This is a genomic window from uncultured Campylobacter sp. (genome assembly GCF_937997405.1).
Classification (GTDB): domain Bacteria; phylum Campylobacterota; class Campylobacteria; order Campylobacterales; family Campylobacteraceae; genus Campylobacter_B.
In genome coordinates, this window is the sequence record NZ_CALKTL010000056.1 from 1 (window position 1) to 12643 (window position 12643).

The 12643-nt window shown below is 47.5% G+C and carries 14 protein-coding genes; 11 read left to right on the forward strand and 3 right to left on the reverse strand.

Annotation, left to right across the window (positions count from 1 at the left end):
- Nucleotides 1-232 precede the first annotated feature (232 nt).
- The 3 genes from Q0372_RS02760 to ppk2 form a co-directional block, all read right to left on the reverse strand.
- A complete protein-coding gene (locus tag Q0372_RS02760) occupies nt 233-367 on the reverse strand; it encodes a hypothetical protein (RefSeq protein ID WP_005869088.1) in 135 nt (44 codons plus the stop codon).
- 1 nt (nt 368) lies between these two features.
- A complete protein-coding gene (locus Q0372_RS02765; RefSeq protein WP_040303199.1) occupies nt 369-614 on the reverse strand; it encodes a helix-turn-helix transcriptional regulator in 246 nt (81 codons plus the stop codon).
- Between the two features lie 695 nt (nt 615-1309).
- Complete coding sequence (gene ppk2 / locus Q0372_RS02770) at nt 1310-2212, reverse strand: polyphosphate kinase 2 (protein ID WP_297879905.1); 903 nt, start codon at nt 2210-2212, stop codon at nt 1310-1312.
- Between the two features lie 107 nt (nt 2213-2319).
- Between ppk2 and dsbD the strand changes: the two genes are divergently transcribed.
- From dsbD to mrdA, 11 genes are all read left to right on the forward strand, one after another.
- Nucleotides 2320-4293 (forward strand): protein-disulfide reductase DsbD, encoded by a 1974-nt coding sequence (gene dsbD / locus Q0372_RS02775; RefSeq protein ID WP_298102264.1) that lies wholly within the window; start codon nt 2320-2322, stop codon nt 4291-4293.
- A gap of 48 nt (nt 4294-4341) precedes the next feature.
- Nucleotides 4342-4920, forward strand: coding sequence for an imidazoleglycerol-phosphate dehydratase HisB (gene hisB / locus Q0372_RS02780; protein WP_298102267.1), 579 nt, complete (start codon nt 4342-4344; stop codon nt 4918-4920).
- Nucleotides 4921-5600: 680 nt separating this feature from the next.
- Entirely contained in the window at nt 5601-5738 is a 138-nt protein-coding gene (locus tag Q0372_RS02785) for a hypothetical protein (RefSeq protein WP_297949063.1), read from the forward strand.
- 1 nt (nt 5739) lies between these two features.
- A complete protein-coding gene (locus tag Q0372_RS02790; protein WP_298102270.1) occupies nt 5740-6687 on the forward strand; it encodes a substrate-binding domain-containing protein in 948 nt (315 codons plus the stop codon).
- A gap of 86 nt (nt 6688-6773) precedes the next feature.
- Nucleotides 6774-7262 (forward strand): HAD-IIIA family hydrolase, encoded by a 489-nt coding sequence (locus Q0372_RS02795; RefSeq protein WP_177389116.1) that lies wholly within the window; start codon nt 6774-6776, stop codon nt 7260-7262.
- A 55-nt stretch (nt 7263-7317) separates the two neighbouring features.
- Nucleotides 7318-7851 (forward strand): LPS export ABC transporter periplasmic protein LptC, encoded by a 534-nt coding sequence (gene lptC / locus Q0372_RS02800; RefSeq protein ID WP_298102273.1) that lies wholly within the window; start codon nt 7318-7320, stop codon nt 7849-7851.
- Entirely contained in the window at nt 7815-8330 is a 516-nt protein-coding gene (gene lptA, locus Q0372_RS02805) for a lipopolysaccharide transport periplasmic protein LptA (protein WP_298102275.1), read from the forward strand. The genes lptC and lptA overlap by 37 nt, the downstream gene beginning before the upstream one ends.
- The gene (locus Q0372_RS02810; protein WP_298102277.1) at nt 8327-9226 is read left to right on the forward strand and encodes a GTPase; all 900 of its coding nucleotides are present in this window, start codon (nt 8327-8329) and stop codon (nt 9224-9226) included. Before lptA ends, Q0372_RS02810 begins: the two co-directional genes overlap by 4 nt.
- 112 nt (nt 9227-9338) lie before the next feature.
- Nucleotides 9339-10136: a GNAT family N-acetyltransferase gene (locus Q0372_RS02820; RefSeq protein WP_315010163.1), complete on the forward strand. Its 798-nt coding sequence runs from the start codon at nt 9339-9341 to the stop codon at nt 10134-10136.
- Nucleotides 10103-10591 (forward strand): hypothetical protein, encoded by a 489-nt coding sequence (locus Q0372_RS02825; protein WP_297880117.1) that lies wholly within the window; start codon nt 10103-10105, stop codon nt 10589-10591. The genes Q0372_RS02820 and Q0372_RS02825 overlap by 34 nt, the downstream gene beginning before the upstream one ends.
- Complete coding sequence (gene mrdA, locus Q0372_RS02830) at nt 10588-12408, forward strand: penicillin-binding protein 2 (protein ID WP_298102281.1); 1821 nt, start codon at nt 10588-10590, stop codon at nt 12406-12408. Before Q0372_RS02825 ends, mrdA begins: the two co-directional genes overlap by 4 nt.
- Nucleotides 12409-12643: the final 235 nt, after the last annotated feature.

Below are 12643 nucleotides of genomic sequence, written 5' to 3' on the forward strand. Positions count from 1 at the left end.
TACGCTACAAATTTAAGATTATGAGCCAAAGTTAGAATTTAAAATTAAATTAGATGATACCAAAGAGGCAGAAAGATGGAAAAATTTTTATAAAGCAGAATTCGGTAGCATCCTCTGAAACTGCAAAACAAAGAATATCGGCGTGGTCGTCATAAAAAGGAAAAATCATCTAAATTTAATGGATACTACCGCCTTTGCCACATAAAACATAATAATTAAATGCCTCCGCCAATTATTTTTTAAAATTTTTAAAAAATTTCTTCAAAAGCGCCTTATAAAAGATCGCGAATTTCGATTCTTTTTTCTCATAAATCACGCGAAAGACGCCCTGCAGATCCAGCTTTTCTTGCAAAGTAATGTTTTGCACTCTACTCTCCTATAAGTTTTTTTATCTTATGCAGCACAAACGCAGCGTCGTCGCTATCGAGCTCGCACAACATCTGGCATATCGCGGTCGCGGCTTGCGGCTTGGTCGTGCCCAAGCGCCAGTCCTGATACGTCCGCATCGACACGCCTAACCTCTGCGCCATCGCGGCGTGCGAGATCTTTTTGCCGTTGTTTTTGGCTTCGACGGCATTGTGCAAAATGTTGAATATATCGCTCGTTTCTAACATATGAAAATTATACAAATTTATTCGTTAATTATACATAAAATCGTATAAAATGAATAAAAGTCGTGTTATTCATAAGTAAAAATATCAAAACACTTCGTTTATCCGTGTGAATTATACAGAATACTGCATAAAATAAACATAAAATTTTATAAAATTTTGCATATTATGCCGTAAAGATGAACCGGCCCACGTAAACAGGCATCTTATAGAACGGCACATTAAATTTTAAACCGGGATAGAATGAAATTTTAATATCGAAGCTTTTGGGACTTGTTTTTTTTGATCGGTTCTGGCAGCAATTACAAACAAGATGTAATTTTACCCTATGCCGAGCCATATCTGCCAGTACAAAGAGCGTTTCAACTCCTAGTGGAATAGAATTCTACGGAAAGGCGGTGAATGCGGGATATGTGAATTTCGCATTTCAATTCCCGTTGGGAATTGAAACTATGGGCGACAGCCGCAGAGAAAAGCAAGCGACGAGGTAGAATTCTATTCCACTAGGAATTGAAACGTGATATACTTCATCACGTAGCCCGTGGCGTTGTGTAGAATTCCATCCCATTAGATAGAATTTCAAAGAATCTTGAGGTGCACAATCATAGAATTTAATGCGTTTCTATATATTAGGACATAAATTCCTAATGAGCAATTCCCAGCAAGCCTCCCTAGCAAGTAATCTTCATTGGCAAGATTTAACCCTTTTTCTTATCCTTCTTGTTCTTGCGGGAGGGGCTTTCCAGCTTGCGCCAAGCCTCGCTTTTTTGGCTATCCTCCATTAGCACTATCTCCCTGGCGCCGTTTCGCACGAGGTTTGGATCCACCGCAAGCTCCTTTGCATCGATCTTTTCTGGATAGTCTATGCGTGAGAGGATGCAGCGGAAGGCGTTTAGCCGCGCGATCTTTTTGTCGTTGCTGTCTAGGATCGTCCACGGCGCAAACTCGGTATTTGAAGCGAGCAGCATCGAGTATTTTGCGAGCGTGTATTGATTCCACAGCTCCTGTGATCTCGCATCCACCGGCGAAAGCTTGTATTGCTTCAGCGGATCGGTACGGCGCGATTCAAAGCGCCTTTTTTGCTCCTCTTTGGAGACTGAGAAGTAAAATTTAAACAAAATTATCCCCGCACTTACCAAAAGCTCCTCAAATTTAGGCACTTGGCGCAGGAAATCTTTGTGCTCGGCGTGCGTGCAAAAGCCCATCACGGGCTCGACCATCGCGCGGTTATACCAGCTGCGGTCAAAGATCGTGATCTCGCCGCCGCTGGGTAGGTGCGCGACGTAGCGCTGGAAATACCACTGCGTCTTTTCGACATTGCTCGGCTTTTCGAGCGCTACGATGCGGCATCCGCGCGGGTTTAGGTGCTCGGTTAAACGCTTGATCGTGCCGCCTTTGCCCGCCGCGTCGCGCCCCTCCATCAAAATCAAAATTTTTAGCCCCTTCTCTTTTACGAATTTTTGCAGCTTCAAAAGCTCAATCTGGTATCTTTCAAGCAGCGTCTCGTAGTCTTTGAACGAGATTTTTTCGTACTTTGAACTTTTAAATTCTATCTCTTTCAGCGCTATTTCACCCGTTTCGGTTTTGATCTCTTTGCTCATATTGCCTCCTAAAATTTTAAGGAATTTTACAAAAAAGTTCTTTATATTACACTATAAATTCATACTTATTACGTTAGAATGTAGGAAAAAATTTCAAAGGATAAAATTTGATAAGATCACTGATTTTGGCAGCGTTTTTTCTTTTAGGCTTGGGCGCCGAGCCCCTGAAACCCTCCGATGCGTTCAAGCTTAACGTGGCGGCGCAAAGCGATAGCGTAACGCTAAGCTTTGATATCGCGGACGGGGTCTATCTCTATCAAAACGAGATAAAAATTTTCATTGGCGGCGCGGAGGTGACGAATTTAATAAATCTGCCCGCCGCGACCGAATACAAGGATTATAAAATTTATGAGGGCAAATTTAGCATCGCCGTGCCTTTAGGCCTCGTGCTTGCAAACACCGCAGACAGCGATGATTTCGTGCTTAACGGCGATTTTTTGGGCTGCACGAAATCGGGCTTTTGCTATCAGCCGCAGCAGTTCGGCTTTAACTTCAAGCGCGTGGTGGAGGGCTATGAGATCAGCAAAATTTCAAACTCCGAGCTGAAAAAATACCGAAGCGGCGCAAATTTCGCGCATATTTCTGACACGTACAGCGCACAGAGCGGGAATTTAAATTTTGAAAGCAATACCGCAGCTTCGGGCGCAGAGGCAAATTCTGAGGCAAACTCGCACGCGACGGGAAATTCCGCGGCGAGCTCGGCGGAAAGCGCTGCGGTAAATTCCGACGAAACCTCCGCGCAAAAAACTTCTCGCGGCGCAAATTCCATCTCCGAGCAGGATAAAATTTTAAATGTTCTCGGCGGCAAGAGCTTCATCGCGGCGATCGCGCTGTTTTTCGGCTACGGCGTGCTGCTCTCGCTAAGCCCTTGCGTCTATCCGCTCATCCCGATCCTCTCGTCGATCATCGTAGCGAAAACTTCCTCGAAGCCGAGCGCAAAAAAAAGCCTCGCCGTAAGCCTCGCGTATATTTTCGGGATGGCGAGCTCGTATGCGATTTTAGGAGCTTTCGTGGCGGTTTTTGGGCAAAATTTACAGGGCCTGCTGCAAACTCCGCCCGCGCTGATCCTAACCTCGCTCATATTCGCCGCGCTCGCGCTTTCGATGTTCGGATTTTACGAGATCCGCCTGCCTGCGCGCTTTCAAAGCTTCTTAAATAGCAAAAGCGAAAAGAGCGGCGGTCTGATCGGAGTTTTTTCGATGGGGCTCATCTCGGCGCTCGTCGTATCGCCGTGCATCTCCGCTCCGCTTGCGGGCGCGCTCGTTTATATCGCGGGCAGCGGCGACGTCCTGCTGGGCGCGGCGGCTCTTTTTGCGCTGGGGCTCGGAAGCGGCGCGCTACTGCTTGTGGTGGGGCTTGGCGGCGCGCTACCGAGACCGGGAGCTTGGATGGAGGCGGTGCCTAAAATTTTCGGCTTTTTGCTGCTTTTTACGGCGGTGTGGATTTCGCGCACGCTCATCGGCGAAAATTTAAGCCTGCTGATTTATGCAGTTTTAGGCGCAATCTTCGCAGGATTTTTGGGGCTGTTTGACGGCGCTGCGGGCGGTATCAAGCGCGCTTTAGCCCTCATAATCGCTCTATATTCGGCGCTGCTGCTCGCGGGCTTTGCCAGCGGTGCGAAAGATTTTTCCAGACCGCTTGAAAATTTGATTCCGCAAAACGCGAAATATTCTAGCGGCGGCTTGGGCGGCGAGAATTTGCAAGCTGGCGAAATTTCTCGCGCTAAAAATTTAAGCGGCGCGCATTTTTCGTTTGTGCGCGATCTGGCGCAACTGCAGGGCGAAATAGAAAATTCCAAAAAGCCCGTGATAGTGGATTTTTGGGCTAGCTGGTGCAAAAATTGCGAGCAGAGCGAGCGGGCGTTTGCAGACCCTGCGCTTGCCGGCGCTCTTGATAAATTTAGCCTCTTAAAGATCGATCTTAGCGAGGATAGCGAGCAAAACAGAGCGATAAAAGCGCATTTCAACGTATTCGGCCCGCCTACGATTCTGTTTTTTAAAGAGGGCGCCGAGATTGCGAACCTGCGCCAGATCGGCAGCGTAAATTCCGAAAAGCTGGCCGAAATTTTAACCGAAATTTAGTGAAATTTAGATAGATTTCAAACAAAATTTAGTTTTAAGGATTGCGCGATGATAAGCAAAAATAGGGCTACGAAAGAGACCAAAATCGAGCTTGAGCTGGAGCTTTACGGGCGCGGCGCGGTGCAGATACAAACGGGCATCGGTTTTTTCGATCATATGCTTAGTGCATTTGCCAAGCACGCGTGGATCGATCTGAGCTTGCGCTGCGAGGGCGATTTGCAGGTCGATTTTCACCACAGCGTCGAGGACTGCGGCATCGTGCTGGGAAGCGCGATAAAAGAGGCGATCTATCCCGCGCAAAACATCGAGCGCTTCGGCGATAGCGTCGTCGTGATGGACGAGGCGGCGGTTTCTGCTGCGCTTGATTTTTCCAACCGCGCGTTTTTGGTATTTGACTGCCCGAGCCTGAAGCGCGGTAAGATCGGCGAATTCGACGCCGAGCTCGTGGAGGAATTTTTCCGCGCTCTGGCTTTCAATGCAAATTTAACGCTGCATTTAAGCCAGATCCGCGGCGAAAATCTACATCACGTCGCAGAGGCCGCGTTTAAGGCGTTTGCCGTCGCATTTCGCCGCGCGATAAGTATCAACGAGCGCGCTGGCGTGCCTAGCACCAAGGGCGTTTTATAACGGCAAATGCGCGCTAAATTTAGCAAAATTAGCAATTCGCGGTTTTGAAATTTTATCGGCGTTTGAAATTTTACTCTCGCCGCTGCTTGAAATTTGCAAAATTTAGCCATTGCTCGGGCAAAGCGCGCCGCTTTATTAAGATCGCTTGCTCTAGGCGCATTTGCGCTTGCGCTCTTGCTTGACGGGCGCGTAAATTTAATCGGCGCGCTAAAATGCCGCTTTGTAGATTAAAATTTAAAGGTAAAGAATGAATATTTTCGGATCGCTTATGGAGATTTCAAATGTTCTCTTTTTGATCTGCTTTGTTTGGCTTGTCGCGTGTTTGATTAAATTTATCAGATCAAAAGACGAGCCGGAGCGCCATAAAAGAGATAAAAAATTTCTAATTATTTCGGCGGTTGCGTTTGCATGCGCTTTTGCTCCACTCATATATTCTCAGTGGCTATTCGATCCTTTTTCTATACTTATCTTGGTTTTTACCGGGCTACCGGTAATTTCGTTCATTTGGCTAATTGTAAGTTTAGTAAAATTTATTAGATCTGCTAAAAGCACGGCTGAGCGCCGTAGAAGAATTAGAAATTTGCTGATTCTCTCTGCATTTTCGTTCATAACTTTTTTAGCTGTCCTAATGGGCTTTTTATGGCTGCTTAATAGCGCGCTTGCGCATATGTGAGGCATAAATGAGCGATGAAATTTTTCAAAAAACGATCGCTGTAATATTTACGGCTTGGGCGATTAGCGTTTGCGCGTTAGTCGCAGCGGCGCTGTATCTGCATAGCAAATGCTCGATCATCTCCTATATCGCAAACGGAAACTAAGATGAAACGCCTATCTATCGCCATTTTTCTGGTGTTTATCTTGGCGGCTTTCGATTTTGCGTTTTACAGCCTCGTCGTGAAGCGATACGTCAATCAAAGCAGCGCCGAGATGCAGGCCAAATCGATCGAGCTGCATAAATTTCTGCCGTTTGAGCAGGGCTCGCAGATCGTGCGCGCCAGCTCCGGCTTAAAACTTAGCGGCGATCTGCCGATAATCGACGGCGCAGCCGCGCTATATCCGGTATTTTCGGCGTTCGTCGCGGCGAGCTATCCGAAGGAAAGCGTGGAATTTGACGGGCAAAATTTCACGAATGTTAGCAAGCTTAAATTTAGCAATACCCGCGGCGCGTACAAGGCCATAAGCGACGGCGAGGCGGATCTCATTTTCGTCGCCGCCCCTTCGAAGCAGCAGCTTGATTATGCGCAGGAAAAGGGCGTGCGCTTGCGCTTCGTGCCGATCGGGCTGGAGGCGTTCGTCTTTATCATAAATGCGAATAACAAAGTATCTAATTTAACCGTGGATCAGGTGCGAGGAATTTATTCGGGGCAATATAGCAACTGGTCGCAGCTCGGCGGCGAGCGCATGCGCATAGATGCCGTGCAGCGAAACGCAGGCAGCGGCAGCCAGAGCGCGTTTTTAAAATTTATGGGTGAAACGCAGCCTAAGCGCAAGATCACGGGCTTTTTCGGTAGCGCGATCGGCTTTTCGTTTCGCTACTACGTCGAGGGGATCGTGCAAAACGGCGGCGTGAAGATGCTTAGCCTAAACGGCGCGTATCCGAATAAAGAAAATATCGCTAGCCGCAAATACCCGCTCGTAGCCGAAATTTACGCGGTTTACGACGAAAATAACAAAAACGAAAATATCCGCATCTTGATAGATTGGATCCTTTCGCCGCAGGGGCAAAGCATCATCGAAAATAGCGGCTACGTGCCGATTAAAGGCTAAGATCGCAGCTTAAATTTATACGGCGTTTGCCAAAAATTCAGCCAAATTTCGTTAAAATCACAAAATTTCAAAAAACGGAAAACGAAGTGATAAAGATCATATTTTTAGACGTAGACGGCTGTCTTAGCGACGGCGGGCTGTACCATTCAAACGGCGGCGAAGAGATGAAAAAATTTAACGTAAAAGACGGGTTTGGCATCCAGGAGTGGCAGCGGCTGGGGCTAAAGGTCGCGATCATCACCGGCAAAAGCTCGCAAATCGTCGCAAACCGCGCGCGCGAGCTGAAGATCGATACGCTCTTTCAAGGCGAAAAAGACAAGCTCTCAAGGGCGGAGCAAATTTTAAAAAATTTTAACCTAAGCTTCGATGAGGCCGCCGCGATCGGCGATGATATAAACGACGCGAAGCTTTTAAATGCGGTCGCGATCAGCTTCAAGCCCGCCGATGCGCTAAGCTCGCTAAAAGCGGACGTCGCGCTAAGCAAAAACGGCGGCTGCGGCGCGGTGCGCGAGATGATCGAAATACTCGTCGATAAAAACGGCATGCGCGAAGAGTGGAATAGCAAATGGCTGTAGTTTCGCAAGCGCGCGCGATGGGCAAAATTTCGCGCAGATCAAAAGGGGCCGAGCGATGGTGATAAAAATTTTCTACGTCGCGATTGCGATCTTTTGCGTCGCGATGGTGTTTTTAAGCGTACAGACGCCGTATTTTAGCGATATGTTTAGGCAGGATCTAAGCATTGCGAATATGGAGATGAAAAAGATCGTCGATTATCAGATCGGCGAGCGCGTGGATGCTAAATTTACCGCGGACGGCGGCACTCGCTATAAGGATCGCGACGAGTTTAAAAATTTCAAAGCCGAGGAGATTAGCGCGGATATGAATCACACTTTGGTTTCAAAGACTGCGACGCGTGCCGGCGAGCTGATAAAATTTACCGGCGACGCGCATTATATCAACACGGACGGCTTTGATTATACGGCGCAAGAGATCATCTACGATACGAGTAGCAAGATCATCCGCTCCGACGTGCCGTACGTGCTGCGTCAAGGCGAAAATAACATCACGGGCGCAAGCATAAGCTACAACACCAAAACCAAACAAACAAACTCAAAAGGAATCCACGCATGGTATTTAATAAAAGACCAAAACTCCACAAACTAATACTCGTAGCCGCGCTAATTACTAGCTTTGGCGCGCCTAATCTTAGCGCCGCGCAGGAGCAGGTCGAGGTCACGGCGGATAATTTTTTCGCCGACGAGATCAAGCAGATCAGCGTCCTAACCGGCAACGTCCGCATCAAAAAGGGCGCTTACGATACGCTAAATTCCGACAAAGTGACGATCTACTTCGACGCCAAGCGCCAGCCTACCAAATATGTCGCGACGGGAAATGCAAATTTTAAAATTTTACTCAATCAGAAGCATTACGACGGCAAGGGCGGCGTGCTGACCTACGATCCGACTATCGAGGCTTACACGCTCGAAAACAACGCCTATCTGCACGAGGCCGAGACCAAAAAGGAGGTTTACGGCGATAAGATCATCGTAAATCGCCAAAAGGGCACCTACGAAGTAAAAAGCGGCGGCGGCGAGAAAAAGCCCGTGCGTCTGATCTTTCAGGTCGAAGATCAAAACAAATGATCTATCCTAGCAGCGCGCAGTTTATCACCTCCGCCGCAAATATCGCAGGTGCGCCCGAGTTTGCGATGAGCGAAGTGGCGTTTTTGGGGCGCTCCAACGTCGGCAAAAGCAGCCTGATAAACGCGCTTACCGGGCGCAAAAATCTAGCCAAATCAAGCTCGACGCCGGGCAAAACGCAGCTGATAAATTTTTTCGAGGTTAAATTTAAACAAAAGCTCGCCGCAGACTCGGACGGCTCGCAAAATGAAATGTCACCCGATCTAGCGAGCAAAGAGGCTTTAAGCTCGGCTGCAAATTGCGTGCGAGATTTTGCAGACGCTGCGGCGTCTGAGCGAAATTTAAAGCAGGATGATATTTTAAATTTAAAAAGCGTTTCGGCGGATTTTGGATCGGATCGCGAGGTGGATCTTGCGGCAGGTCTCGCGTCAAATTCCGTGCAAAGTTCTGAGTCAAATTCGACAGACAAATCCGCGCTAAATTTATCGGGCAACCCCGCTTTTTCGGATCTTGCAAGCTTGGGAGAAAATATCTCTTTGATCTTCGTGGATCTGCCCGGGTTCGGGTATGCTAAGGTTTGCAAAAAACTGCATTATATCTGGCAAAAAAATCTCGACGAGTTCATCAAAGAGCGCCTAAATATCAAGCTTTTCGTCCATCTCATCGACGCGAGGCAGTTTGATCTTACGATAGATAAAAATTTGCAAAACTATCTCGCTAGTTTTCTGCGCGGAGATCAAAAGGTCGTGAGGCTCTATACCAAAGCCGACAAGCTCAATCAAAGCGAGCGCGCAAAGCTTTTGAGGCACGATCCGCAGGCGGTTTTGGTCTCTACGCTAAAGGGTAGCGGGCTTGCAAAAGCGCGCGAGATCATTGTGTGCGGGGCGTTTGGATTATGAAATTTCTAAATTTAAATACTCAAAATTTCGTGGCGCAGAATTTCAAAATAATTAAATTTAGCGTATATAAAATGCACCGCGAAAATTGCGCGAAGATTAGGGAAAATTTTAGATGATACGGCTAAAAAAAGCGCGCCTTTGCGACATTTCGCGTATGCAGGAGCTCGTAAAAGAGGAGGTGCAAAACGGCGTGATCTTGCCGCTTGAAAGCGATGAGATAGCTGCCAATATCCGCTCATACGTGCTGGCGTTCGGCTGCGATTTTAAGGCGGATACGAGTTTTGATTCCAAGGAAAATTTGAGTTTCGATTCTAAAGAAAATTCCGATTCAAATTTAGCGCGCAATGCCGATTTAAATTTAATCCAAAGCTCCGCCGCAAATTTTGCTAAAAATTCTACTGAAAATTCCGCCGAAAATGCCGCGGATAATTTTGCGCCGCAACTAGCTACGCCACAAAGCGCAGCACAGGCCGTATCCGAGGTAGGCTGCGCGCAAGCGGGCAAAGAGCAAATTTTACGGAGCGAATATTCACAAAGCGCGGGCGTTTTTAAGAATGACCTTTCGCGGCTTTGCGAATCACAGTCCGCAAAAGATGCGGAAATTTTGACGGGCTTTGCTTCGCTTAAAATTTTTAACGCCGATCTTGCCGAGGTGCGCTCGCTCATCGTCGCTCCGCAGTTTCGCAGGCGCGGCATTGCCAGAGCTATCGTAAACGAACTGCTAGACGAAGCGAAATTTTACGGGCTAAAAAGCGTATTTACGCTCACCTATCAAAAAGAATTTTTCAAGCGCCTTGGTTTTACCGAAATCCCAAAGGACGAGCTGCCCGCGCAAAAAATTTGGGCCGATTGTATTAAATGCAAAAAGTTTCCGGTATGCAACGAAATCGCACTTATCTATACCTTATAGCGGATACGCTTTTTAGCGCAGGGGTTCTTTTCTACCTGCTTCTAAGTGCGGTGTATAGGGGGCTTCCGCCGCTGATTGGATTTTTTTTCACGGCGATGGTGGTTCAAAAATACGAAAACGACGTAAAATTTAAAAAGTTCGGCTTTACCTGGTTTTTCTCTATTTTTTATCTATTTTGCGCCGAGCAGATCCACGGATTTAACCTATTTAGCGTGGCTATCGCGTATTGTATATTTTATTTCGTGGTCTATGAAAACTCATTTAAATATATTAAATTTAGAAATTTTTTGATCTGCTTTTACGTGATGATTAGCTATGTTTTGGTCTTTGTGGTGAGCAACGCGATCTCTGCGATCAAAAAGAGCGAATATCTGCCCCTAAGCGGCGAGTATTTAAATTATATCGTGATTGAAATTTTGCTTGCTCTGCTCTTTTTTAAGGGGCGGTTGGTATGAGGCTGAAGTTCGTATTTGCTTTTGTGATACTATTTTTTAGCATGCTTTTGGTTAGAATTTATTATCTTTCGATCAAATCAAACGAATTCTACGAGCAGGTCGCCAAAAATAACGTCATCTCTACCGAATACATCCCGCCGGTGCGCGGTCAAATTTTAGACGCCAAAGGCCGCCCGCTCGCGATAAACAATCTCGGCTTTTCGCTATCCATCGCGCCGCATCTAAAAGACGCCACGCTACAAAGCGAGCTAAATAATATCTCGCGCTACTTCAAAGATCTCAACGTCACCGCGATGAGCAAGAGCTACAAGGACGCGAATTCCGCTTATAATCAAGACTTTATCGAAGTCGTGCCGTTTTTGGACTACAACACCACGATAGAGCATTTTGCAAGCCTAAGCCTGCACGAAAATATCAAAATTTCGCCCGCTTCGCAGCGCTTCTACCCTTACGGCGCGCTTGCTTCGCATATCATCGGCTACGTAGGTCGTGCCAATAAAAAGGATATCCAAAGCAACCCACTAAGTGCGCTTACCGGATACAACGGCAGAAGCGGCGTCGAGGGGTATTATAACGAGCTTTTGCAGGGCAGCAAGGGCGAGCGCAAGACGAAGGTTACGGCGCTAAATCAGGTCGTAGAGGAGATCTCGATGCAAGAGCCCAGCAGCAGCGAAATTTCGCTTACTATCGATCTTGAGCTGCAAAAATACCTCGAGGAAATTTTTAAAGACAAGGATGGCGTAGCGATAGTGATAGATCTGCGCGACGGCGCTATTATCGCGGCGGGCAGCTTCCCCGAGTACGATCTAAACACCTTCGTGGGCGGAATTTCACAGGCGCAGTGGGACGAGCTGATAAAAGATCCACGCCATCCTTTTACGAATAAGCTCGTAAACGGCCTCTATCCGCCCGGTTCGGTCATTAAGATGGCTGTAGGGATGAGCTTTTTAAACAGCGGTAAGATCAACGAGAACTGGAGCGTGTTTTGCAGTGGCGCGATAGAGCTAGGGGGGCGTAAATTTCGCTGCTGGAAGAGCTGGGGTCACGGCCGCGTGAGCTTAGTAGAGGCGATTAAAGGTAGCTGCGATGTGTATTTTTATGAAGGCTCGCTGCTAGTGGGGATCGACTATATGTCCGCGTATCTGCAGCGTCTGGGGTTTGGTAGCAAAACAGGCGTCGATTTGCCCAATGAATTTGTAGGCACGATGCCTAATAAAGCATGGAAAATGCAGAAATTTAAGCGCGCGTGGTATCAGGGCGAGACGGTCAATGCCTCGATCGGTCAAGGCGACGTGCTCGTCACCCCTATGCAGGTGGCGAAAAACACCGCGCAGATCGCCTCGGGCAAGGCTATCACGCCGCATTTTTTAAAAAGCATCGACGGCAAGCCGGTGGAATTTACCCCTACCGAGCTTTTCACACCGAAAGAAAAGGCGCAGCTGCCGCTAGTGCGGCGCGGGATGTATGAGGTCGGTAACAACCCGGACGGAGGCACCGCCTACAAGCTCATCCATACCGCAGTAGTGCCTCTAGCGGTCAAGACTGGCACCGCGCAGGTCGTGGGCATCTCGCAGACCGCCAAAAAGCGAATGAAAGAGGCTGATATGGACTACTTCCACCGCTCGCACGCCTGGATGACGAGCTTTGGGCCGTACGACAAGCCGCAATACGCCGTAACCGTGCTCGTAGAACACGGCGGCGGCGGCGGAAGCGCGGCAGGTCCCGTGATAATGCAAATCTACGAAAAACTCGTCCAGATGGGCTACATTGACGCCAACGCAACGACTAACAAAGATACCGCAAAGAAGACGAAGTAAAGCGGAATTTTAGAGTTTAGCAAGCCTTTGCTGCTTTAAATTTTAAAATTTAAAGCAGCAAAAGACCCTAAAATTGGGTAGGACAAAGTGATTTTAAATTTTAAATGCTCCATAAGAATAAGGCGGTAGAATACGCCAAAATATCTTTTTATAAAAATGGGGAAATTTATGCGAGATTACGACAAAGAGCCGATAGTTGTAAAAAATGACTATTTGTTAAAAAGCGAATTGGCTA